Here is a 22,062-nt window from a genome sequence, read left to right as displayed (position 1 = left end):
CCGGCGGCTCAGGCCGTGCCGTGACGTTTGCGATAGTTCTCAAGGAAGCGCGCCACGCGGCTGATGGCCTCGCGCAGGTCTTCCTCGTGCGGCAGGAACACGATCCGGAAATGGTCCGGTGCGTCCCAGTTGAAGCCGGTGCCCTGCACCAGCAGCACCTTCGATTCCTGCAGCAGCTCGTAGATGAATTCCTGGTCGTCCTGGATCGGATACATCGACAGGTCGAGCTTCGGGAACAGGTACAGCGCCGCCTTGGGCTTGACGCAGGTAATGCCGGGGATCTGCGAGATCAGTTCGTGGGCCAGGTCGCGCTGCCGGCGCAGGCGGCCGCCTTCGGCCACCAGGTCGTTGATGCTCTGGTAGCCACCCAGCGCGGTCTGGATCGCCCACTGGCCCGGCACGTTGGCGCACAGGCGCATCGACGACAGCATGTTCAGGCCTTCGATATAGTCCTGCGCCGGGCGCTTGTCGCCCGACACCACCATCCAGCCGGCGCGGTAGCCGCACGAGCGGTAGTTCTTCGACAGGCCGTTGAAGGTCACGGTCAGCACGTCGGTGGACAGCGAGCCGATCGACGTATGCTCGTTGCCGTCGTACAGGACCTTGTCGTAGATCTCGTCCGCAAAGATGATCAGCCCGTGCTCGCGCGCGATGGTGACGATGGCCTGCAGCAGTTCGTCCGAATACAGCGCGCCGGTCGGGTTGTTCGGGTTGATGACGACGATGGCCCGCGTGTTGGGCGTGATCTTGCGGCGGATGTCGTCCAGGTCGGGCATCCACTCGTTGGCCTCGTCGCACACATAGTGCACTGGCGTGCCGCCCGAGAGGCTCACCGCGGCCGTCCAGAGCGGATAGTCGGGCGCCGGCACCAGCACTTCGTCACCGCTGTTGAGCAGTGCGTTCATCGACATCACGATCAGCTCGGACGCGCCGTTGCCCACGTAGATGTCGTCCAGCTCCACGCCCTGGATCTTCTTTTCCTGGGTGTAGTGCATGATCGCCTTGCGCGCGGCGAAGATGCCCTTGGAATCGGAATATCCTGCCGAATTCGGCAGGTTGCGCATCATGTCCTGCTGGATTTCCTCCGGCGCATCGAATCCGAACACGGCCAGATTGCCGATGTTCAGCTTGATGATCTTGTGCCCCTCTTCCTCCATCTGCTTGGCCTTTTCCAGCACCGGGCCGCGGATGTCATAGCAAACGTTCTGGAGCTTGTTCGATTTCTGGATGGGTTTCACGGCGGTTTCGGCGATGTCAGGGCAAGCTGCCGGTCTCTTGCGGCAGCGGTCTTGGGAATCTTCTGGATTGTCCTGGACGTCTGGTGGCGCGCGTCGCTGGGCAGCAAATCGAGCGTGGCAGACCGGGAGGGGAGGGTAGGAGAAAGGTCATTACTGACCCCCTCCCCCCTAAGAACCGTACGTGCGAGTTTCCCCGCATACGGCTCAAGCCTCTACAAAGTATATGGACGAATCATACACCGGCTTCACAGCAACTTGGCCGTGGAAATGGACTTGGACATGACAATCGGGGTGCACCAGAACGCGGCTCCCTAGAGCATCCGAGCCCCCGGATACCCGAGGTTCGATGTGATGGTCATCCCATCCTGTCTCTTTGGAAATCTTGCTCTGGCATACCGCACACAAGCCCCGCTGGGACATGAACAGCTTAACCCACTGCCTTCGGTACGACATGCTTTCTGCCATACGTTCCTGCCGCAGCGTCTCGCCATACATTTCCTGCGCTGGGTCGAAGGGATGGTAGTCCCCGCGAACCTTCTTGTGCCTCCGGATAGGCATACTCGGCATCGAATACAGTTCCATCCAGTAGCGTTCACCTGCCCTATTCCACATCGTGGCACCGAACACCCAGTTCCGGCTCCCAACTGAGGCGAAGTATGTCCTTCGCACCCACTCGGTATCCTTCCTTCGGTGTCGCCGCTTTGCCCACCTCCATAGAGACCTAAAGATCAGATGCTCCATGCGGGCAAACATCGCTTTCGCAACCACTGGGCTGTGATACTGCGCCCAGCCCCTCAACATCGGGTTCAACGTCCGAATTAGATCTGCCGTCCGTTTCCCCCTATGTGTCCCGATGACCTCCTTGACCTTGCGATAGAACGCTCGCGCGTTTTTCTTGCTCGGCTTGATGAGCAGCGTTCCCGAGTATTTCCGGAAATTCCACCCTAGAAAGTCAAAGCCGTCAGCGATGTTGACGATTCGTGTTTTCTCCGTGGAGAGCATCAATCCCCGTGTTGCAAGGAACTGTTCTACCCACGGCTTCACTTCGTGCTCCAAAACTTCCGGCGTGTTGCCGGTGATCACAAAGTCATCCGCGTACCGTACGACGTTCACTTTCAGCTTCTTCGTGTTGGCAACGCCCAGTCTCGCCCGCATGGACTCGATCAGTTGTTTCTCCAACCCGTTCAGTGCCACATTTGCCAAAGTCGGGGAAATGATGCCCCCCTGTGGTGTTCCAGCGTCGGTCGCCTGAAACTGGCCCTGAAATACCACGCCAGCTTTCAACCACTTCCGTAGGATTGCGTTATCCATTGGGACATTGCGCTCCAGCCAGTCGTGGCTGATATGGTCAAAGCACCCTTTGATGTCTGCTTCCAGCACCCATTGAGCCGAGGCTTTCTTGGATAGGGAAACAAACAGCTGGGACATGGCATCCGCAGTAGAACGATTGGTCCGAAACCCGTAGGAGTTCGGGTCGCTCGTTCCTTCGGACACCGGTTCCAGCGCCAGCAGATACAGCGCCTGCATGGCCCGGTCGTGCATGGTCGGAATGCCCAGGGGGCGCTCTTTCCCATTTGCCTTGGGGATGTACACCCGCCTTAACGGCAGCGGATGATACCCCCGGCGCTTCAACCTCCCAATGGCTGCCCATCGGGCTTCAGGTGAGTCCCACTCTACGCGGTCGACTCCCGCCGTCCGCGCTCCTTGGTTCATCGCCACTCGCCTTACCGCCGATGCCTTGGCGGAAAACGAGCGGGTCAGGGATCGTTGTAGGGCTTTCACCCTGCGCCAATCCCCTTCCTGTGTTGCCTTCGCAATTCGAATCTGCATTGCCCGAACATTCCGATCGACGCGGCGCCAACTAATGTCGCCCCATCGTTGCGGGATGCCGGAGGGCGCAGATTCATCCTCTCGGATCAATGCTTCCATGCTGCTCTCCTATCTTGAGGACTTCCCCCAAAAAGCAGAGACAACATGCCCCTTGAGGGGCATGTCACCCCTCAAGGGAAGAAAATTAAACAAGCGAGTTCAGTCAGCCGTCTTGCGACGAAAGACCAGTTGGAAGTCTGCCCGCTTTCGCGTGAGGTAATGTTTCAACCCCTATCCGGATCATTACAACCCGGCATTCGCTTTTTCCAACCTCCCCTACCCGCACAGCCAACAGCGTTCCTTGCGGTTCGCCTGCCAGAGCCATACAGCGCTCCGGCAGCCATACGGGCTTACCACGTTCCCTGCGCATTACACGACTGGCTTAGGGCCTGCCTCTTCGCCGGTGATCTATCTAGCGACGTACTCCGACTTTCGAGCGGAGCATCCGATCACGTACCGTTTGGTTAGTGCCTATCAGCAGCTTTGGCACCGCCTTATTTACGACGTTTATCAGCAGTTCATTTACATTACCCATACCAGTCAGCCTGGCTCCTCAACCCCATTGCTGCTCGGAGTCTCTGCGAACCTATCTCACGACAGGGACGCACCTTACAGGGGCTACGTTGTCAGGAGAGCTTCACACCCCACCGTTACCAGTGACGCATGTCTCCCTAGGCTACTGCTAGTCGCATAGCAGGTTCTCTATCGAGGCACCCTCGCGGGTGTACTCGACCGAACCATAACGCGCAGAGCTATCGCTCCGGGAACCTCACTTCATTACTTCAGTGCCTCCGTGCTGGCAGGCGCTTGACAACAGACGGGCTCTTGCGAGCGCCTGTGTCCCAAAGAAGTAGCGCCGACCCTATTGGGCCGGCGCAAATGCTGTGTAGCGAACACGCAGCGGAACTGCTGCTGCATGTCCACTCACCCCTCCGGGGGCGTGCATATTGCAAAGACACCTGCCCAAAGGCAAACGTCCCCGCCTTTGGGCAATGGCTGGATATCCATCCAGCAAATAGCAAGCTGCGAGTTAGCCGATACGCCGGCCCTCCCACAACACATGAACTCGCACCAGCCTTGCGGCCGGGCTTGTCGAAGCAACAAGTGGTTGAGATTGGACGGTTCGGGCCGAAGCCTTCTCCTTGTCTCAACTAAGGTCGATGCTCAGTTAAGAGCCTGCCCGCCTAACAGCGAGCTAACGGACACGAAGTACGTGTCGCACCAAAAGCTATAAGATATCGGATTATGACAGACTTCGGCATGGATTCTTGCATTGCAGCGAGCCTTTTGGCTTGCCGCGCGCACGATCCTGCCACCAACCCGCCGCCCGCCCCTCCCGTGGCCGGCCCGGCCGCCCGTCCCGCCCGTGGGAGCGGCCTCCGGACACCCCGGGCGGCATGAGGCCCCCTCCTTGAAACTCCACGCCGACCAACCCCAGAACCTGAATACCGTGACCGGCTACGGCCCCGGTTTTGTCGAAATCAACGCGGTGCGCCACGACCAGTCGGTGCTGGTCATGCCCGAGGGCGCCGTCGCGCCCTGGCCCGTCAGCCGGTTCGAGGACCTGGAGCCCGCCCACTTCGAGGCGCTGCTGGCCAAGAAGCCCGAAGTCGTGCTGCTGGGCACGGGCAACCGCCTGCGCTTTCCGCATCCGCGGCTGACCGCGGCGCTGGCCCGCCTGCATATCGGCGTCGACGCCATGGACCTTCAGGCTGCATGCCGCACCTACAATATCCTGATGGCCGAGGGCCGCAAGGTCGCGGCGGTGCTGCTGGTGGAGCCCGCTGCACAGGACTGACGCGGCCCGCCCGGTGGATGCGCACGGCTGGCGGGCCCCGCCATGCGCCACTTTTTTGCCGGGTTGAGCCGACGCCACGCTTGAAGTCCGGCCGACTGCCCCAATCTGCACCCGCCATGGCGCAGGTCCAGGCGCATACACCAATAATGGGCCACCGCCGTCACCGATGATGCATCGCCATCCAGGAGAGCCACCAGCATGACCGTCAGTCTGAACAAGGCCGTTCCCGACTTCCAGGCCCCCGCTACCGGCGGGGATTTCCGTCTCGCCGACCACCACGGCAAGACCCTGGTGCTGTACTTCTACCCGAAGGACAACACGCCGGGCTGCACCACCGAGGCCATGAATTTCCGCGACCAGCACGACGCCTTCGAGGCCGCCGGCGTGGCGGTCTTCGGCATTTCGCGCGACAGCCTGAAGTCGCACGAGAACTTCAAGGCCAAGCTGGAACTGCCCTTCGCGTTGATCTCCGACGCGGATGAAGCCATCTGCAACATCTTCGATGTCATCAAGATGAAAAAGATGTATGGCAAGGAAGTGCGCGGCATCGAGCGCAGCACCTTCATCCTCGACGCCAAGGGCGTGCTGCGCCACGAAATGCGTGGCATCAAGGTGCCGAACCACGTGGACGAGGTGCTGGACATCGTCAAGGGGATGTGAACCGGAACATCCTCGGCATGGCAACCCGCACGCCGCATGGCCCGATGACAGTTGCGCAACCGCGACGAGAATCTGACCGATTGCAAAAGCGAAAACCTTCGGGTAGATTGGGCCTCAATGCGTTCCGATCACAGTTGCCACGCTGCAGTAACGTCCCGGCCCGACAGGCACAGTCCCAGGGCTGGTAGCGGAACTGCCGCGTCGCGGGACCGCAGAGAAGCCGCCACCCCTGTATTCCAGGCCTGGCGGCTTTTTTGTTTCCTTTCTGGACGCCCTGCGTCCCGCCACTTCGGTTTTCCCGATTTCTGCCGTTTCACGGTTGTACGCCCGGCTGTACGCCAGCTTTTTCGCCCCCGTTTGCTCCCCTGAAAGGAAAGCCAAGCATGCCGCTGCCTACCATGCCCGCCAAGCCTGCCCAACTGCTGGACCCGAGCGAATTCGCTCCGGTGACACTGCCCAAGGCCAAAGCCGCGCAGGGTAAGAAACCCGTGCCGGTCCTCGAGCGTGTGGCACTGCTCGAGACCGGCGACACCCAGGCGCCCGCCACCCGTGCACGCGCCGGCAGCACAACCCGGGCCAAGACGACTGACGCCCCGGCGCCGGTCGTCACCCCGCCGGCATCGCCGTCCGTCAGCCTGGTGAAGCCGGCCGACGGGCCCACGCGCCGCACGCGCAAGACGGCAGGCCCGAGCAAGCTGTTCGTGCTCGACACCAACGTGCTGATGCACGACCCGAGCTCGCTGTTCCGCTTCGAGGAACACGACATCTATCTGCCGATGATGACGCTCGAGGAACTGGACAACCACAAGAAGGGCATGAGCGAAGTGGCGCGCAACGCGCGCATGGTCAGCCGCACGCTGGACCAGCTCGTGGCCGGCACGGACGGCGTGCTCGACGAAGGGCTGCCGCTGGCCACGCTTGGCAACCGCGATGCCGCCGGCAAGCTGTTCTTCCAGACCCGGCTGAACGACATCAAGCTGCCCGAAGGCCTGCCGCAGGGCAAGGCGGACAACCAGATCCTGGGCGTGGTCAGCGCGCTGCAGCAGCAGTATCCGGAGCGCCAGGTGGTGCTGGTGTCGAAAGACATCAACATGCGCATCAAGGCCCGTGCGCTGGGCCTGCCTGCCGAGGACTACTTCAACGACCAGGTCCTGGAAGACAAGGACCTGCTGTACTCGGGCGTGATGCAGTTGCCCAATGACTTCTGGGCCAAGCACGGCAAGGGCGTGGAAAGCTGGCAGGATCCGAAGTCGGGCACGATGTTCTATCGCCTGACCGGCCCGCTGGTGCCGTCGTTCCTGGTCAACCAGTTTGTCTACCTGGAGCCGATGGACGGCAGCCTGCCGCTGTACGCCCAGGTCAAGGAAATCAACGGCAAGACCGCCCTGCTGCAGACGCTCAGGGACTACGCCCACAACAAGAACAACGTGTGGAGCGTGGTGGCCCGTAACCGCGAGCAGAACTTCGCGCTGAACCTGCTGATGAGCCCCGACGTCGATTTCGTGACGCTGCTGGGCCAGGCCGGCACCGGCAAGACGCTGCTGGCACTGGCGTCGGGCCTGGAGCAGGTGCTGGACCAGAAGCTCTACAACGAGATCATCGTCACGCGCGCCACCGTGCCCGTGGGCGAAGATATCGGCTTCCTGCCGGGCACCGAGGAAGAGAAGATGCAGCCGTGGATGGGTGCGTTCGACGACAACCTCGAAGTCCTGCAGAAGAGCGACGACAGCGCCGGCGAATGGGGCCGCGCGGCCACGCAGGAGCTGATCCGCTCGCGCATCAAGGTCAAGAGCATGAACTTCATGCGCGGCCGTACCTTCGTCAACAAGTTCGTGATCATCGACGAAGCGCAGAATCTGACGCCGAAGCAGATGAAGACGCTGGTCACCCGGGCTGGCCCCGGCACCAAGATTGTCTGCCTGGGCAATATCGCGCAGATCGATACCCCGTACCTAACCGAAGGCTCGTCCGGCCTGACCTATGTGGTGGACCGCTTCAAGGGCTGGAGCCACAGCGGCCACGTGACGCTGGCACGCGGCGAACGCTCGCGCCTGGCCGACCACGCGGCGGACGTACTGTAACGCGGCAGTCACTGCAATCCCGGCAGTTCCACGGGCGGCCTGTTCCATGGCCGCCCGTGGCCGCATCGCGTAGTGTGGCGCAACCCACAGCGTCGGCGTTTGGCCGACAGCCAGCACCGCACGACCCGGCTATGATGGCCGGGTGTTCATGTCGATACGGAGGCGTCGATGAACAGGCAACAGTCTTTCAGCAGATACCTGTCCACCAGAAGGACCCTGTTTTCCCAGAACGCGCGCGCCACCCGGCGCAAGCGCATTGCCGTGGCCGCGCTGATTGGCGCCACGGTAATCGTGGCGGCCGCCCTGCAGCCGGCCAAGGCTGCGGACGCCAGCGCGCCCCCCGCAGGCAACGAGATGGTAATCCGCACCATGGGCCCCGTCAGCTATGTCTGCGGCGGCATTGCGGAGGACGAACGGGCCAGGCTGGCCGAGCAGGAAAAGAACTTCAACATGGGCATCCTGTTCACGCGGGGTGCCGACGGCGAATACCTGGCCGATGTTGATGTAAAACTGACACGCGACGGCCAGAATGTGGCCGATTTCCGCGCGGGTGGCCCGCGCTGCCTCATACGTGCGCCAGAAGGCAGCTACAATATCGAGGCCAGTTACAAGGGTCAGCCAAAGTCCATCAAGATCAGTACCGGTACGCGCAACGCGCAGTTGCGCTGGTAGTTTTATCCGGTCGTTTCACTGGCAGTCCCACCCTGTACGGTGGGGCGGACGCCTGACCCGGCAACCGAACGACAAGAAGGATGCCGCAGCGCCCGCTTTTATTGCCGCCCTCACCGCACCCACCGCGCCCGTCGCTTGTCACGCTGTGCCCGGCTCCGTCCTCGTGGCGTTCGTCCCGGCTCGCCCTGACAGCCTTGTGTGCAAGCGCCCTGCTGCTGGCCGCCTGCGCCGGTGCCCCCCCTGCCCGCCATACGTCTTCGCTGCCCCGCACGCCGGGCAAGCCCATGATCGACCCGAGCGCCGGCCTGGAAGAAATCTCGATCCAGGCGATGTCACTGGTCGGCACGCCCTACCGCTACGGCGGCAACACGCCCGATTCCGGTTTCGACTGCAGCGGCCTGGTCCGTTATGTGGTGCAGCGCGCCGCCAGCGTCAACCTGCCGCGCACCACCGAGCAGATGGGCCAGCGCGGCGTTTCGCTTGACCGTAGCGACGTGGCATCGGGCGACCTGGTGTTCTTCAATACCACCGGACGCGCCAACTCGCATGTCGGCATCTACGTCGGGCAGAACCGCTTCGTCCACGCGCCGGCCACCGGTGGCACGGTCCGGCTCGAAGACATGGGCAAGTCCTACTGGGCCTCGCGCTACAACGGCGCGCGGCGCGTCGTGGCGGCCAGCAACTTGCCGATGACCCCGGCGCCGTCACTGACACCGCCGCCTTCGATCACACCCGCCCCGCCCCAGCCGGTGCCCGCCGCGCCCATGGCGCCGCCGCCCGACGACGATCCCATCGCGGCATTCGCGAACCAATAAGCAAAAAAGCCAGGCGTGATGCCTGGCTTTTTTGTCTGCGATACGTCCGGTAAGGCTTACAGGATCTGCTTGCCGATCCACCAGGCGATCGCCGCCATGAACGCCGAGGCCGGAATCGTCAGGACCCACGCCCACACGATATTGCCCGCCACGCCCCAACGCACGGCCGACATCTTCTGCGCCGAACCGACGCCGACGATGGCGCCGGTAATGGTATGCGTGGTCGACACCGGCACGCCCATCGCCGAGGCAATGAACAGCGTGATCGCGCCGCCCGTTTCCGCGCAGAAGCCACCCACCGGCTTCAGCTTGGTGATCTTCTGGCCCATGGTCCGCACGATTCGCCAGCCGCCGAACAGCGTGCCCATGCCGATGGCCACGTAGCAGCTCACGATGACCCACATCGGCGGCTCCGCGCCGCCCACGGCCACATGACCGCTGGCGATCAGCAGCATCCAGATGATGCCGATGGTCTTCTGCGCGTCATTGCCGCCGTGGCCCAGGCTGTAGAGCGACGCCGATACCAGCTGCAGGCGGCGGAACCAGCGGTCCACGCGCGACGGCGGTGTGCGGAAGAACGTCCAGCCCACGATCACCATCATCAGCGAACCCAGGATGAAGCCCAGCAGCGGCGAGATCAGGATGAACGCCACGGTCTTCAGCAGGCCGTTGCCCACCAGCACGCCCGTGCCGCCCTTGGCCACTGCAGCGCCCACCAGGCCGCCGATCAGCGCGTGCGACGACGACGACGGAATGCCGTACAGCCAGGTAATCACGTTCCAGACGATGGCACCCACCAGCGCGCCAAATATCACGTAGTGATCCACTATATGCACGTCGACCGTGCCCGTGCCCACCGTGGCCGCCACCTTCAGGTGGAAGATGAAGATCGCCACCACGTTGCACATGGCCGCCATGGCCACGGCATGGTGCGGCTTCAGCACGCCCGTGGAGACAACCGTGGCAATCGAATTGGCCGCGTCGTGAAAGCCGTTCATGAAGTCGAACAGCAATGCCAATGCCACCAGCAAGCCGATGACCCACAAGCTCATTTGTACTGTTTGCATGCGAGTGCGAGCCTCAGGCGTTTTCCAGGACGATGCCTTCGATGATGTTCGCCACGTCCTCGCACTTGTCGGTGATGGACTCCAGCTGCTCGTAGATCGCCTTCAGCTTGATCAGGCGCTTGACGTCGGTCTCGTCGCGGAACAGCTTCGACATGGCCGAGCGCATCACGCGGTCGGCTTCCGATTCGAGCTGGTCGATCTGCTGGGCAGTCTTCAGGATGGTGCTGGCGTTGCCCATGTCCTCGAGCAGGCCCACGGCGATCTTGACGGCTTCGCAGCACTGTACGCAGATCGTGGCCAGGCGGCGGGCTTCGTCGGTCAGGTGCGTGACGTCGTACAGCGAGATCGTCTCGGCCACGTCCTCCATCAGGTCCAGGATATCGTCCATGGTCGTGATGAGCTTGTGGATCTCGTCACGGTCCAGCGGCGTGATGAAGGTCTTGTGCAGCAAATCGATTGTGTCGTGCGTGATACGGTCTGCCTTCTTTTCCGTGGCCTGCACGCGGCGGGCATGGCCTTCGGCGTTGGGCAGGTCATTGACCAACGCTTCCAGCTCGTGCGCGGCGGTGACGGCGCAGTCTGCGTGCTGGTTGAAGTACTCGAAGAACTTGCCCTCGGTGGGCATGAAACGGCCGAACATGAAATGTCCTTGTGGCGCGCCTCACGGCAGCGCTCGGTTGTATAGCAAAGGGGGAGACAGCCATTGCACGACAGCCGCCTCGTGGGCGGCTGTCATCAAAGCGCAATATTTTACAGGGTTGCACCGCCCAGCGGTGTAACCCCTGACAATCAGGTGTCGTTGTCGAAGAACGCCGGGCCGCCACTGAAGTTGTCGAACTTCGTGAATTGACCCAGGAACGTGAGCCTAACGGTGCCGATCGGGCCGTTACGCTGCTTGCCGATGATGATTTCGGACGTACCCTTGTCCTGCGAATCGGGGTTGTAGACTTCGTCGCGATAAATGAACAGGATCACGTCAGCATCCTGTTCGATGGCGCCTGACTCACGCAGGTCGGACATCACGGGGCGCTTGTTCGGACGCTGCTCCAGGCTTCGGTTCAGCTGCGACAGCGCGATGACCGGGCAATTGAGTTCCTTGGCCAGGCCTTTCAGCGACCGCGAGATCTCGGAAATTTCCGTGGCCCGGTTCTCACCACTGCCCGAACCCGACATCAGCTGCAGGTAATCGATGATGATCAGGCCCAACTGGCCGCACTGGCGCGCCAGGCGGCGCGAACGGGCCCGCAATTCCATCGGATTCAGCGCCGGCGTCTCGTCGATGAACAGCTGCGCGTCGTTCATGCGCTGGATCGAGTGCGTCAGGCGCGGCCAGTCCTCGTCCAGCAGGCGGCCGGTACGCAGCCGGTGCTGGTCCAGACGACCCACCGAACCCAGCATACGCATGGCCAACTGCACACCGGCCATTTCCATCGAGAACACGGCCACGGGCAGGCCCTGCTCCACGGCCACATGTTCGCCAATATTCAGCGAAAACGCGGTTTTACCCATCGAGGGGCGTCCGGCGACGATAATCAGGTCGCCCGGCTGCATACCGCTGGTCATGCGATCCAGGTCGATGAAGCCGGTCGGCACGCCGGTCACGTCCGTCGTCGAATCACGGTGATAAAGCTCGTCGATCCGCTCCACCACCTGCGTCAGCAGCGGCTGGATCTCCTGGAAGCCCTTCTGGCCACGCGAACCCTCTTCGGCAATCGCAAAAACCTTGGATTCGGCCTCATCGAGCAGTTCGCGCACCTCGCGCCCCTTCGGCGCAAAGGCTGCGGAAGCGATATCGTCGGCAACGGTCACGAGCTTGCGCAGCACCGAGCGTTCGCGAACAATTTCGGCGTAGCGACGGATATTGGCCGCACTCGGCGTGTTCTGCGCCAGCGAATTCAGGTAGGCCAGGCCGCCCACCTCCTCCGCCTTGCCGGCCACTTGAAGCATTTCAAAGACCGTGATCACGTCCGCCGGCTTGGTGGCGGAGATCAGGCGGGCGATGCTCTGGAAGATCACCCGGTGGTCGAATCGATAGAAATCGGCTTCCGACAGGAAGTCGGCAATGCGGTCCCAGGCGGCGTTATCCAGCAGCAACCCGCCAAGCACCGATTGTTCGGCCTCGATCGAGTGCGGAGGAACCTTGAGGTTGTCTAGTTGGGGATCTGCGGCGGGCGCGTTCATGGGGGGGAATTATAACGGCGCCGGGCGCCACGCAAAAAACAAAAAAGGCAGGAGCGTGGCCCCTGCCTTTTTGTGCATCCGACGCGCCGGTCGGACCGGCACATCGCGGACGCGTACCGCTTAGACGTGCTCGCCCAGCACCGAAACGGTGATGTCGACCAGCACGTCGGTGTGCAGCGACACGCCAACGGTGTAGTCGCCAACCAGCTTCAGCGGGCCGTTCGGCAGACGCACTTGCGACTTTTCGACCTTGAAACCTTGGCCTTCCAGCGCGGCAGCGATGTCGGCGTTGGTCACCGAACCGAACAGACGGCCGTCCACGCCCGACTTCTGCGTGATCTGGACGGTCAGGCCGTTCAGCTTCTCGCCTTCGGCTTGCGAAGCAGCCAGCTTCTCGGCGGCGGCCTTTTCCAGCTCGGCGCGCTTCACCTCGAATTCGGCGATGGCGGTTTGCGTGGCACGGCGAGCGCGCTTGGTCGGGATCAGGAAGTTACGTGCGTAACCGTCCTTCACGCGAACGATTTCGCCCAGGTTGCCCAGGTTGATGACTTTTTCCAGCAGAATGACTTGCATCGTGTATTTCTCCTTGCGGTCCCGGGACTATCAGTTCTTGTGCAGGTCGGTGTACGGCATCAGCGCCAGGAAGCGGGCGCGCTTGATAGCCGTATCCAGCTGACGCTGATAGTGCGCCTTGGTACCGGTCAGACGAGCCGGCGTGATCTTGCCGTTGTCGCCGATGAAGTCCTTCAGCGTGTCCAGATCCTTGTAGTCGATCTGTTCGACGCCAGCCACGGTGAAGCGGCAGAAGCGCTTGCGCTTGAACAGCGGGTTCTGTTGCTGGAAGCGCTTCTTGTTCTTGTTGTCACGTTTGACGAATGCCATGATTCAATCCTTTTCGAATGCTTTACATCGAGTGATGTGAAAGATCAGTGTCTTGCTGTTGCGGTGCTTGCGGGCCAGAAAGCCTTCGCAGTCGAGCAGCGTACCGAGCGGCATGCGCTCGAGCCGCTGGCCAATGGGACCAATGCCCATGGCCACCACTGCGAATTCCACCTGCCGGGGCGTTTCCGCCTCTGTCACCTCGCCGGCATGCTGCAAAATGCAGTTGACGACAGGGACACCGGCCGGCGTATAGCGCAGCGTATCTCGCTCGGCAAGCGTGGCGGTTAGCCGGAGCTGGTTCACCGCGACACAGCAGTCCGCACTTAGGCGGCCTGACCTTCCGTGGTCGTTTGCGCGGCCTTGCGGGCTTCTTCGCGCTGCACTTCCTTCATCATCGGCGACGGAGCCGTTTCAGCCTTCTTGGTCTGGACGATCAGGTGACGCAGCACGGCATCGTTGAACTTGAACGCGTGTTCCAGTTCAGCCAGCGTGTCTTTGCCGCATTCGATGTTCAGGCAAACGTAGTGAGCCTTGGCCAGCTTCTGGATCATGTAGGCCATTTGACGACGGCCCCAGTCTTCCACGCGGTGGATCTGGCCATTTTGCGACGTGACGAGCTGCTTGTAACGCTCGATCATCGCCGGCACTTGTTCGCTTTGGTCCGGGTGGACGATAAATACGATTTCGTAATGACGCATTGACGCTCCTTTTGGATGAGCCACCCGGGCGTCACGTCCGGTGCGGCAAGGTTGAATAGCCCGCGAGTATAGCCCGGAACCCCGTAGATCCGCAAGGCTCCGGCGCAGGAACGGATTCAGTACGCCGTGAACAGCGACTGCAGGCGTCCGCCATCCTGCCCCATCACTGGGTCACTTGCCAGCGCCAGCAGAAGCAGCAGCCGCGCCTTGTAGGGATTGTGATCGCCTGCCGACACGAACATCCCCGCCTGCGGCGAAGGCCGCGCCGGGATCGACACATGGCCAGCGCCGGTGCGTGAACTGCGCACCACGGCAACGCCAGCGCTCGCTGCATCGGCCAGTGCCGCCGCCAGGGTTTCATGGATCGAGCCATTTCCGGTGGCAGCCACGACCAATCCCTTCACCCCCGCCGATACCAGCGCATCGACGGCCACCCTGCCCGGCTGCGCGTGGCTGACCACGATTTCCACCATCGGCCAGGCCGATGGCACTGGCAGATACCCCGTCTCGCGGCTGGCCGGCGCACGCGTGAATCGAATATACGCGTCCTGAACGAAACCGAGCGGACCGGCGTTCGGCGAGACAAACGCGTCGACGGCCGACGTATGCGCCTTGGTCACGTCGCGCCCGGCATGAATCTGCTGATTCAGCACCACCAATACGCCCTGACCGCGCGCATCCGGACAGGCCGCGACGCGTACGGCATCCAGCAGATTCAGCGGGCCGTCTGCCGACAGCGAAGTCGCAGGGCGCATGGCAGCCGTGATGACCACCGGCACGGGACACGGCTGCGTCAGATGCAGAAACATCGCCGTTTCTTCAAGCGTATCGGTGCCATGGGTGATCACGATACCTGCCACGTCCGGCTGGACGGACCAATACGCCACGCGCTCCGCCAGTTGCTGCCAGAGCCCGAAGGTCATGTCCTTGCTGTCGATCTGCGCCACCTGCTCGGCGTGCACGCGCGCTACGTCGGCCAGCGCCGGAACGGCCTGCACCAGCTGCGACACCGGCACGGTGGCAGCCTGGTACTGGGCGCTGCTGGCAGGATCGCCGGACGATCCGGCAATGGTGCCGCCGGTGGCAAGCACGACGACACGGGGCAACGATGACGACGAGGACGCTGACATGAATGGAGGCTCGCTGAGGAACTGACCGGGCTGGCGCGACCCGGGGCTGGGCGACGATTGTAACTGCCGCGCCGCGCCGGCGTACCCCATGGCAAACCCGCCAAGTCATCGGTAGCGTCGTTGCCATGTCGTGCCCGCTGCGCAAATTGTGCTTGCACTTCACACGATACTGTATAAAATCACAGCATACTGTTTAAACATACAGTGCTTCGGCACGAAAGACCGGCGAACCATGGCGACCCTGACACCCCGGCAGCAGCAGATTTTCGATCTGATCCGCGACACGATCCGCAACACGGGCTTCCCGCCCACACGCGCCGAGATTGCCGCGGAATTCGGCTTTTCCTCGCCCAATTCGGCGGAGGAACATCTGCGGGCACTGGCGCGCAAGGGTGTGATCGAGCTGACCCCCGGCGCCTCGCGCGGCATCCGCCTGAAGGTGGCGCGCAGCGACTCGGAGCGCTCCGACCAGTTCACGCTGCCAATGGCTGGCGTACTGCAGTTGACGCTGCCGCTGGTCGGTCGCGTCGCGGCGGGTAGCCCGATTCTTGCCGCCGAGCATATCGACCGCCAATACCAGGTGGATGCATCGGTGTTCGATGAGCGCCCGGATTATCTGCTGCGTGTACGCGGCCTGAGCATGCGCGACGCCGGCATTCTGGACGGCGACCTGCTGGCCGTGAAGAAGGCCAGCGAAGCCGCCAACGGCAAGATCGTTGTGGCCCGCCTTGGTGAGGATGTCACCGTCAAACGCCTGAAGAAACGCGGCGACACGATCGAACTGATCGCCGAGAACCCGGATTTCCAAAACATCGTGGTCCAGTCTGGACGCGACGAGTTTTCCCTGGAAGGTATCGCTGTCGGCCTGATCCGATCATCAGGCTTCTAGCGTGATCGGGGGCGCCTGATTGCGCCCTCGACTCCTGAGACTTAGGCAGCACGGCCGTCTGCCCTGGTCACCCGCTTTGCTTTGCCCATGCCGCCCCGTCCTTGCTGGACGACGGGCGCGGACCACTGCTGTCGCAAATAACGAGGTGTTGCCATGCTGCAATCGAACCCCATCGCTTCCCGCCGCCCAGTCAAGCCGGTCCCGTTTCGGCAAATCAAGGGCGTCCGCGTCTACCAGGGCGCGCAACGCCGCACGATGGTTGGCAACATGGCGGCCATCTGCCGCATGCTCGAACTCGAAGAGCCGAGCACGAAACTGCTCGACTGAATCCGCGACACCGTCCTCACTGCCTGACGCGAACGTGCTTCACAGCCACCGGGAGTCCCGGCGTTGCAAAAAAGTGCAGTTGTGCACCCACAACGTGTAATTAAGGCTTCATTTAAAACTGACTGAAGCCTGATTAAACTCACTGACGCGCACTGAATCACTGGCGTATTCGCGTCATGCGCATGACCGGACCTTGTCGACCCCGCCAAGGTCCGGTTTTTTTTCGTCGATCAACCAGGCGTCGCCTGATCTTTCAGTCGGCGAGCGGTGCACCGAACCAGTCGGCATCGAGGTCCGCCTCGAAGGCAGCGGTCCAACCCAGGCCATTGGTTGTCTTGTATTTTTGGAACTGACCACCGACGACGCGCTCGACGGCAATGATCCGGCGCGCGCCATCCATCGCGAATTCGAAATCCTCTGGCACGAACCCGTGTTTCGCACACGCGGCCGCGACATCGTCCTGCTCTGACTGGGGGAGATCGAAAAAGCGCTGGACCATGGGAGGGTAAGTCGTGGTGGCGCTACGGTTAGTCTCCGATGTGCCACAAGATCACGTGATATACGGCGGTGATCGTCGTGTGAAAGAAGCCGCAAACGATGGCATACGCGATCGCAACCATGACGCCGTGCTGCAGCCTTGATGCGTGGCGCACTTCGTCGCTGCTGCGGATGTCGCGCCACAAACGTGGGACGCCACTGGCCGTCAGGAGCCACATCGTGACGAGAATGGCAAGATATGCCGCGTCGAGGTCAGATGTGGTGTAACCGACCACCTCCGGCGCCCTCGATGCCGCCGGTGAGGCGGGACTTGCCCCGTCTCGTCCAGCCCCACCCCCGTTGCTGCAACCCATCGGGAGAAACGCCCCGAGCGATGCACTGAGAATCGTGCGCAGCCTCATACCCACCCTTCCGATGCCGAGTCAGTGCGACCTTGTGGTTACGGCCGCTTCTTTGGATGATAGAAAAAGCGAGAGCCATTCGCATCATCGGAAAGGATGGGTTTAGAGAGAAGATATCCCCGTTCGGGAATCGGCCCGAAGAATCATCGCAATGCACTGGAGCATGCGGACCCGCATGCGATCATCCCCGTATTCCTGCGGTGGGGAATGCTGCAAGAACAAAGAGGGAAATGGGTATGCAGAAAGCAAAACAGCCGCTTAGGTAAGCGGCTGTTTCTTGAGAATTCTGGGGTGGCTGACGGGACTCGAACCCGCGACAACAGGAATCACAATCCTGGACTCTACCAACTGAGCTACAGCCACCGTAGAGATTTCTCGCTGACCGTTCGTCGATCAGCGAAGAACAAGACTATACAAGGATTCTCGGGCGATGGCTAGTATCCCGCACAAAAAATTTCGGGGTTGGGCTGCAGCGCGACTTCATCGCGGACCGACCCACTTTGCTTCCAGCAGCACCGCTTCCTTGATCGCGGCGATGGTATCCGCCTCGCTAGGAAAAAGTCCAAGCAAGCGCTTTGACTTGCCGTTCAGGACATCGCGCTGCAATGCCTTGCCGGCGTCGATGGATGTGCCTGGATGCCAGCAATAGCGTGCAGTCCATTTGCCGTCCTGCAGTTGCTCGGCTACCCAGATCACCCGGTAGTCCTCGAAGACTTCACCGAATGGTTCTTCCGCTTCCATTTCATTTCCTCTGGGCTTGCTTCCGCTTCCTTGGTCACGTCAATCCCCGTCGCGCCAATCGAACCGGCCAGCCCACCTACTTTCCCCCACTTGCGCCGCACCTGTCTGGGTGCGGCCCGCGCGTCCCACGCCGACTGTCGCGGCGTTCTATTTTGAGGCGCATCGTAACATGACCTACCCGCCGCTCGACACGAGCATGTCTTAACAATAGCCACAATTTCAGGTATCGGCCTATCCGCCAAAAAGCGGAGTCCTTGCCCCACCACGGCAGGGTTCTACCGTAAATAATGCTGTTGGATACTCTTCCCTGAGGGACATTGACCCCCTCGACATTCCCGACAGGCGATCACTCCCGACGAGCATCGCCTGCTTTTTTTTCTGGGATCTCAACGACTCCGGCCGGTGCCGGAGAAGTGTGAAAGTCAGACGCGCATAAAAAAAGAGCCCGCTCGCAAGCGGACTCTTAAATTAGCGATCTCAATGCCCTGAAGGCACATTCAATGTAGTCCCCGAACGCACCGTGCACCATCCGGGCAAACCCACGGTTGCTGTGGCACCAACGAGACGGGGCAGAAAAAAGCCCGCACACGGCGGGCTCAAAAATCAGTTGAAGAAAGCCCTGTATTCGAGGGCAGGCACAGTGTAAGAACATGCCCCAGCACTGGCGAATTAGGGGAATCCCTTTGCCCATGCGGGTTTCCAGTCACCCGAATGCCCGCAAACGCCGTCGGGGCATACATTTGCGGCATCCTGCATAGAACGATCGTTCGGAATTAGAGCTTTTATTCGAGCCCGACTCGGGTGCGATTGTCACGCAGAGGAGCCATCACGCCGCCTCGAGCAGGTCCGGGCGCAGGTGCGAACGCGCCTCTTCAAAAAGCGCATCCACCTCTGCCCGGGTACGCACTGCGTGCATGCGGCGTGCGTCTGACAGCACCCGACGCCAGCCGCGTCCACCATACACGCCGCGATGCAGACCTAGCATATGGCGGGTGGTAGCCCCCATGTAGCCGCCTTGCTCCACCAGTTGCCCGATATAGGCCTGCATCGACAGTTCGGCATCCTCGCGCGACGGAACCGGTGTTTCGGCGCCATAGAAACGGCTGTCCATTTCGGCCAGGATATACGGATCGTGGTAAGCCTGGCGGCCAATCATTACCCCATCCACGTGCCGCAAATGCTCTTCCATTTCGCCGTACGAAACAATGCCACCATTAATAAGGATTTCGAGCTGCGGAAATTCCTTCTTCAATTGATAGGCGACTTCATAACGCAACGGCGGGATTTCGCGATTTTCCTTCGGGCTCAGGCCTTTCAGAATGGCATTACGGGCGTGGACAATAAATGTCTCGCATCCGGCCTCGGCGATGACCCCGACAAAATCGCGCACAAAATCATAGTGTTCGATCGTATCGATGCCAATCCGATGCTTGACGGTCACCGGCACCGACACCACATCCCGCATCGCCTTGACGCAGTCCGCAACCAGCTGGGGCTCGGCCATCAGGCACGCACCGAACGCACCGCGCTGCACGCGCTCCGACGGGCAGCCGCAGTTCAGATTGATTTCCTTGTAGCCCCATTGCTCGCCCAGCTTTGCTGCCTGCGCAAGGTCGGCCGGCTCGCTACCGCCCAGTTGCAGCGCCACAGGCTGCTCGGCAGCGTCGAAGTCCAAGTGCCGTGCCACGTCACCATGCAGCAGCGCGCCCGTCGTCACCATCTCGGTGTAAAGCCAGGTGTGCTGGCTCAGCGAGCGGTGAAACGTGCGGCAGTGGCGATCGGTCCAGTCCATCATCGGGGCAACCGAGATGCGGCGCGGATTTGCAGTCATGGGTATGGCGTCGAGGGAGCGTCCGGTACGGTTTTGAGAACCGCGGACTGAGGAAGACCCGCAAGTATACGCGAGATGGCGACCTTGAGCAGGCCCCGGACAGGATAGCGGATATGGCACGTCCGCCAACGCGGAGCGGATGGCCAGCGAAAACGGCGCCCGAGGGCGCCGTTTATCAAGTTAGGCAGCACGCACTCAGTGCATGAACAGCCAGATCAGGATCAGAACGAAGGCCGGTACGCCGAGCAGCCAAGCGAGAATATACGGCATGATGTTTCCTCCTTGTCTATGTGTACGAACATGGGTTCACTATAGAAAGGAGGGATCGGCGCCGGTGTCGGGTCGTGCCCGCTTCGCCTTGTAGGACGGGGCTTACCGACGCTTGAACTGGCCTGCCGCTGTCAGCGGGCGGCGTTGCGGTCGATCCAGCTAGCGAAGGTCGTCAGGTACTTGCTCAGGAAGCCCCGCGTCGACTCGTTGGCGATGCCGCCCTGCTCGTCGAACAGCTTGTCCACCCCGCTGATATAGGCCTCCGGCTGTTGCAGCACCGGGATATTCAGGAACACCAGCGACTGGCGCAGATGATGGTTGGCGCCAAACCCGCCGATATTGCCCGGCGACGCGCTGATCACGCCGCCCGGCTTGCCATCCCACGCACTTTCACCGTACGGACGCGAGCCCACGTCGATGGCGTTTTTCAGCACGCCCGGCACCGAGCGGTTGTATTCGGGGGTGACGAACAGCACCGCGTCTGCCCGGCGGATACGATCGCGGAAGGCCACCCACTCCGACGGTGGATTGGCGTCGTCGTCCTGGTTGTAGTGAGACAGCTGGCCGATCTCGACAATATCAAGCTTGAGATTCGGCGGCGCCAGCGCAGCCAGCGCCTTGGCCAGCTTCAGGTTCAGGGATTCCTTGCGCAGGCTTCCCACCAGTACGGCGACATCACGAGGATTGCTCATTACGGTTCCTTTCACTGTTCACACATGTTCGCGGAATGAAGCGAAGGCCGGCCCCTGCTACGGCGCCAGCCCTGCCGACACTCTACTCGACTTGCATGACGGCTGCCCGCCACTCGCACCCCCGTTGAGAACGGCGATTTTTGGCGGAACGACTAGCCCATCGCGGCCAGCGGATGTGCCTCGCGCCGCCACTTGCTGTCGAAGAACGCGCGCACACGGCCTGGCGTCACTTCGTCAAGGCGGCCCGGATTCCATTTCGGCTGGTGGTCCTTGTCGACGAACAGTGCGCGGATGCCCTCGATGCCATCACCGTGACGGAACACGTCGTACATCATGTCGAGTTCCATGCGCAGTTCGTCCTCCAGCGACATCGTGCGTGCCCGGCGAATCTGCTCCAGCGTGACGCAAAGCATCAGCGGTGACCGGCTGCGCAGCGTGGCGGCGGTTTGCGCCGCCCAGTCGCCGGCCGTGTCGCTGACGGTGTCGAGAATCTCCTGCGCCGTCGCCTTGGCAAACAGCGCGTCGATCGTGCCGGCATGCTGCGCCAGATGGCTGGCCTGCGGCACGCAACCTGCCGTGTGCTGGTCCGTGAACGTGGCGATGTGGGCCAGCACCGCGTCTCCGCTGTCAAACGCACGCGCCTGCAGCGATGCCGCCAGCTCCGCCATGGCATTCGATGGCAGGTAGGTATCTGCCAGCTGTGCGTACAGCGCGTCGGCGGCGTGAATCACCACGCCGGTCAGCCCCAGGTACTCGCCGATATGGCCCGGCGTGCGCGCCAGGAACCAGCCGCCGCCCACATCGGGAAACAGGCCGATGTTCGTCTCCGGCATCGCCATCTTGGTACGGTCGGTAACGATGCGCAGCCGCGCACCTTGCGAGATGCCCATGCCGCCGCCCATCACCACGCCGTCCATCAGGGCGATGTAGGGCTTGCTGTAGCGGTGGATCAGATGGTTCAGCGCGTACTCCTCGACAAAGAACTGGTCGAGCAGCGGATCGTTGGCGTGGTACGCCTGGTGGAACCAGCGGATGTCGCCCCCCGCGCAGAACGCCTTGCCGCCCGCACCGGCGACCACCACGGCCTGCACGGCAGGATCGGCTTCCCACTGCTGCAGCGCCTGCGTCATCGCGCGAATCATCTCGAGCGACAGGGCGTTCAGGGCCTGCGGGCGGGTCAGCGTCAGATAGGCCACACCGCCCTGCACCGCCGTCGATACAAACTCCGTCATTTCTGTCTCCGTTCCAGTAGGCGGCAATTTTACGCCACCTACCTTGCCCGGATTCGATGACGACGCCGTTTCAGAATCGGCTCATCTTCT

23 protein-coding genes and 1 tRNA gene are annotated in these 22,062 nt (G+C 61.9%); 7 read left to right on the top strand and 17 right to left on the bottom strand.

Translation table 11 applies throughout. The features are described 5' to 3' along the window. Positions 1-8 precede the first annotated feature (8 nt). Positions 9-1,238, bottom strand: a complete 1,230-nt coding sequence (locus CYJ10_RS27885; protein WP_101684672.1) for a pyridoxal phosphate-dependent aminotransferase — start codon at positions 1,236-1,238, stop codon at positions 9-11. A gap of 204 nt (positions 1,239-1,442) precedes the next feature. Continuing rightward, positions 1,443-3,167 carry a group II intron reverse transcriptase/maturase gene (gene ltrA, locus CYJ10_RS27880; protein ID WP_101684671.1) on the bottom strand — a complete coding sequence of 575 codons (1,725 nt, stop codon included), beginning with the start codon at positions 3,165-3,167 and terminating at the stop codon, positions 1,443-1,445. Positions 3,168-4,518: 1,351 nt separating this feature from the next. Here ltrA and CYJ10_RS27875 point away from each other — a divergent pair. The 5 genes from CYJ10_RS27875 to CYJ10_RS27855 all read left to right on the top strand — a co-directional run bounded on the left by CYJ10_RS27875 (position 4,519) and on the right by CYJ10_RS27855 (position 9,133). Further along, the gene (locus tag CYJ10_RS27875; protein WP_101684670.1) at positions 4,519-4,905 is read left to right on the top strand and encodes an Mth938-like domain-containing protein; all 387 of its coding nucleotides are present in this window, start codon (positions 4,519-4,521) and stop codon (positions 4,903-4,905) included. Between the two features lie 198 nt (positions 4,906-5,103). Next, positions 5,104-5,565 carry a peroxiredoxin gene (locus CYJ10_RS27870; RefSeq protein WP_101684669.1) on the top strand — a complete coding sequence of 154 codons (462 nt, stop codon included), beginning with the start codon at positions 5,104-5,106 and terminating at the stop codon, positions 5,563-5,565. A gap of 383 nt (positions 5,566-5,948) precedes the next feature. Beyond that, positions 5,949-7,646, top strand: a complete 1,698-nt coding sequence (locus CYJ10_RS27865) for a PhoH family protein (RefSeq protein ID WP_101684668.1) — start codon at positions 5,949-5,951, stop codon at positions 7,644-7,646. Positions 7,647-7,814: 168 nt separating this feature from the next. Next, complete coding sequence (locus CYJ10_RS27860) at positions 7,815-8,318, top strand: hypothetical protein (protein ID WP_257993567.1); 504 nt, start codon at positions 7,815-7,817, stop codon at positions 8,316-8,318. 80 nt (positions 8,319-8,398) lie between these two features. Further along, a complete protein-coding gene (locus tag CYJ10_RS27855; RefSeq protein WP_101684667.1) occupies positions 8,399-9,133 on the top strand; it encodes a C40 family peptidase in 735 nt (244 codons plus the stop codon). A 56-nt stretch (positions 9,134-9,189) separates the two neighbouring features. Here CYJ10_RS27855 and CYJ10_RS27850 read toward each other — a convergent pair whose 3' ends face one another. The 8 genes from CYJ10_RS27850 to CYJ10_RS27815 form a co-directional block, all read right to left on the bottom strand. Next, positions 9,190-10,200, bottom strand: a complete 1,011-nt coding sequence (locus CYJ10_RS27850; protein WP_101684666.1) for an inorganic phosphate transporter — start codon at positions 10,198-10,200, stop codon at positions 9,190-9,192. 13 nt (positions 10,201-10,213) lie between these two features. After that, a complete protein-coding gene (locus CYJ10_RS27845; protein ID WP_029051063.1) occupies positions 10,214-10,840 on the bottom strand; it encodes a DUF47 domain-containing protein in 627 nt (208 codons plus the stop codon). A gap of 149 nt (positions 10,841-10,989) precedes the next feature. Continuing rightward, entirely contained in the window at positions 10,990-12,381 is a 1,392-nt protein-coding gene (locus CYJ10_RS27840) for a replicative DNA helicase (RefSeq protein ID WP_101684665.1), read from the bottom strand. A 120-nt stretch (positions 12,382-12,501) separates the two neighbouring features. Beyond that, the gene (rplI, locus tag CYJ10_RS27835) at positions 12,502-12,954 is read right to left on the bottom strand and encodes a 50S ribosomal protein L9 (RefSeq protein ID WP_101684664.1); all 453 of its coding nucleotides are present in this window, start codon (positions 12,952-12,954) and stop codon (positions 12,502-12,504) included. Positions 12,955-12,984: 30 nt separating this feature from the next. Beyond that, complete coding sequence (gene rpsR / locus CYJ10_RS27830) at positions 12,985-13,263, bottom strand: 30S ribosomal protein S18 (RefSeq protein ID WP_006163606.1); 279 nt, start codon at positions 13,261-13,263, stop codon at positions 12,985-12,987. Between the two features lie 3 nt (positions 13,264-13,266). Next, positions 13,267-13,566: a primosomal replication protein N gene (gene priB, locus CYJ10_RS27825; protein WP_101684663.1), complete on the bottom strand. Its 300-nt coding sequence runs from the start codon at positions 13,564-13,566 to the stop codon at positions 13,267-13,269. A gap of 20 nt (positions 13,567-13,586) precedes the next feature. After that, complete coding sequence (rpsF, locus tag CYJ10_RS27820) at positions 13,587-13,961, bottom strand: 30S ribosomal protein S6 (protein WP_029051059.1); 375 nt, start codon at positions 13,959-13,961, stop codon at positions 13,587-13,589. Between the two features lie 116 nt (positions 13,962-14,077). Beyond that, the gene (locus CYJ10_RS27815) at positions 14,078-15,091 is read right to left on the bottom strand and encodes an asparaginase (RefSeq protein ID WP_101684688.1); all 1,014 of its coding nucleotides are present in this window, start codon (positions 15,089-15,091) and stop codon (positions 14,078-14,080) included. A 232-nt stretch (positions 15,092-15,323) separates the two neighbouring features. Between CYJ10_RS27815 and lexA the strand changes: the two genes are divergently transcribed. Together lexA and CYJ10_RS34285 are read left to right on the top strand one after the other, a co-directional pair. Next, the gene (gene lexA / locus CYJ10_RS27810) at positions 15,324-15,980 is read left to right on the top strand and encodes a transcriptional repressor LexA (protein ID WP_101684662.1); all 657 of its coding nucleotides are present in this window, start codon (positions 15,324-15,326) and stop codon (positions 15,978-15,980) included. 153 nt (positions 15,981-16,133) lie between these two features. Beyond that, a complete protein-coding gene (locus tag CYJ10_RS34285; RefSeq protein WP_180863082.1) occupies positions 16,134-16,307 on the top strand; it encodes a hypothetical protein in 174 nt (57 codons plus the stop codon). Between the two features lie 253 nt (positions 16,308-16,560). Here CYJ10_RS34285 and CYJ10_RS27805 read toward each other — a convergent pair whose 3' ends face one another. The 7 genes from CYJ10_RS27805 to CYJ10_RS27775 form a co-directional block, all read right to left on the bottom strand. Next, on the bottom strand, positions 16,561-16,806 hold the full coding sequence (locus CYJ10_RS27805) for a hypothetical protein (RefSeq protein WP_101684661.1): 246 nt from the start codon (positions 16,804-16,806) through the stop codon (positions 16,561-16,563). 28 nt (positions 16,807-16,834) lie between these two features. After that, a complete protein-coding gene (locus CYJ10_RS27800; protein WP_146002135.1) occupies positions 16,835-17,080 on the bottom strand; it encodes a hypothetical protein in 246 nt (81 codons plus the stop codon). 413 nt (positions 17,081-17,493) lie between these two features. Further along, positions 17,494-17,569 (bottom strand) — tRNA-His (locus tag CYJ10_RS27795). Between the two features lie 117 nt (positions 17,570-17,686). Beyond that, positions 17,687-17,947: a hypothetical protein gene (locus CYJ10_RS27790; protein WP_066733608.1), complete on the bottom strand. Its 261-nt coding sequence runs from the start codon at positions 17,945-17,947 to the stop codon at positions 17,687-17,689. An 826-nt stretch (positions 17,948-18,773) separates the two neighbouring features. Beyond that, on the bottom strand, positions 18,774-19,778 hold the full coding sequence (dusA, locus tag CYJ10_RS27785; protein ID WP_101684659.1) for a tRNA dihydrouridine(20/20a) synthase DusA: 1,005 nt from the start codon (positions 19,776-19,778) through the stop codon (positions 18,774-18,776). A 401-nt stretch (positions 19,779-20,179) separates the two neighbouring features. Further along, complete coding sequence (locus CYJ10_RS27780; RefSeq protein WP_101684658.1) at positions 20,180-20,740, bottom strand: NADPH-dependent FMN reductase; 561 nt, start codon at positions 20,738-20,740, stop codon at positions 20,180-20,182. 152 nt (positions 20,741-20,892) lie between these two features. After that, entirely contained in the window at positions 20,893-21,972 is a 1,080-nt protein-coding gene (locus tag CYJ10_RS27775; RefSeq protein WP_101684657.1) for an enoyl-CoA hydratase/isomerase family protein, read from the bottom strand. Positions 21,973-22,062 lie beyond the last annotated feature (90 nt).

It is taken from the genome of Cupriavidus pauculus (genome assembly GCF_002858765.1).
GTDB lineage: Bacteria > Pseudomonadota > Gammaproteobacteria > Burkholderiales > Burkholderiaceae > Cupriavidus > Cupriavidus pauculus_B.
The sequence above is the reverse complement of the archived record's forward strand: the minus strand, read 5'-3'. Positions and strand labels throughout refer to the sequence as shown.

What these genes read in the sequence shown, in the direction of transcription:
- CYJ10_RS27840 (WP_101684665.1), bottom strand. Translation starts at nt 12,381, where the DNA reads ATGAACGCGCCCGCCGCAGATCCCCAACTAGACAACCTCAAGGTTCCT.
- CYJ10_RS34285 (WP_180863082.1), top strand. Translation starts at nt 16,134, where the DNA reads ATGCTGCAATCGAACCCCATCGCTTCCCGCCGCCCAGTCAAGCCGGTC.
- rpsR (WP_006163606.1), bottom strand. Translation starts at nt 13,263, where the DNA reads ATGGCATTCGTCAAACGTGACAACAAGAACAAGAAGCGCTTCCAGCAA.
- CYJ10_RS27780 (WP_101684658.1), bottom strand. Translation starts at nt 20,740, where the DNA reads ATGAGCAATCCTCGTGATGTCGCCGTACTGGTGGGAAGCCTGCGCAAG.
- CYJ10_RS27870 (WP_101684669.1), top strand. Translation starts at nt 5,104, where the DNA reads ATGACCGTCAGTCTGAACAAGGCCGTTCCCGACTTCCAGGCCCCCGCT.
- ltrA (WP_101684671.1), bottom strand. Translation starts at nt 3,167, where the DNA reads ATGGAAGCATTGATCCGAGAGGATGAATCTGCGCCCTCCGGCATCCCG.
- CYJ10_RS27850 (WP_101684666.1), bottom strand. Translation starts at nt 10,200, where the DNA reads ATGCAAACAGTACAAATGAGCTTGTGGGTCATCGGCTTGCTGGTGGCA.
- lexA (WP_101684662.1), top strand. Translation starts at nt 15,324, where the DNA reads ATGGCGACCCTGACACCCCGGCAGCAGCAGATTTTCGATCTGATCCGC.
- CYJ10_RS27860 (WP_257993567.1), top strand. Translation starts at nt 7,815, where the DNA reads ATGAACAGGCAACAGTCTTTCAGCAGATACCTGTCCACCAGAAGGACC.
- CYJ10_RS27845 (WP_029051063.1), bottom strand. Translation starts at nt 10,840, where the DNA reads ATGTTCGGCCGTTTCATGCCCACCGAGGGCAAGTTCTTCGAGTACTTC.
- CYJ10_RS27855 (WP_101684667.1), top strand. Translation starts at nt 8,399, where the DNA reads ATGCCGCAGCGCCCGCTTTTATTGCCGCCCTCACCGCACCCACCGCGC.
- dusA (WP_101684659.1), bottom strand. Translation starts at nt 19,778, where the DNA reads ATGACTGCAAATCCGCGCCGCATCTCGGTTGCCCCGATGATGGACTGG.
- rplI (WP_101684664.1), bottom strand. Translation starts at nt 12,954, where the DNA reads ATGCAAGTCATTCTGCTGGAAAAAGTCATCAACCTGGGCAACCTGGGC.
- CYJ10_RS27805 (WP_101684661.1), bottom strand. Translation starts at nt 16,806, where the DNA reads ATGGTCCAGCGCTTTTTCGATCTCCCCCAGTCAGAGCAGGACGATGTC.
- CYJ10_RS27865 (WP_101684668.1), top strand. Translation starts at nt 5,949, where the DNA reads ATGCCGCTGCCTACCATGCCCGCCAAGCCTGCCCAACTGCTGGACCCG.
- CYJ10_RS27790 (WP_066733608.1), bottom strand. Translation starts at nt 17,947, where the DNA reads ATGGAAGCGGAAGAACCATTCGGTGAAGTCTTCGAGGACTACCGGGTG.
- CYJ10_RS27775 (WP_101684657.1), bottom strand. Translation starts at nt 21,972, where the DNA reads ATGACGGAGTTTGTATCGACGGCGGTGCAGGGCGGTGTGGCCTATCTG.
- CYJ10_RS27815 (WP_101684688.1), bottom strand. Translation starts at nt 15,091, where the DNA reads ATGTCAGCGTCCTCGTCGTCATCGTTGCCCCGTGTCGTCGTGCTTGCC.
- rpsF (WP_029051059.1), bottom strand. Translation starts at nt 13,961, where the DNA reads ATGCGTCATTACGAAATCGTATTTATCGTCCACCCGGACCAAAGCGAA.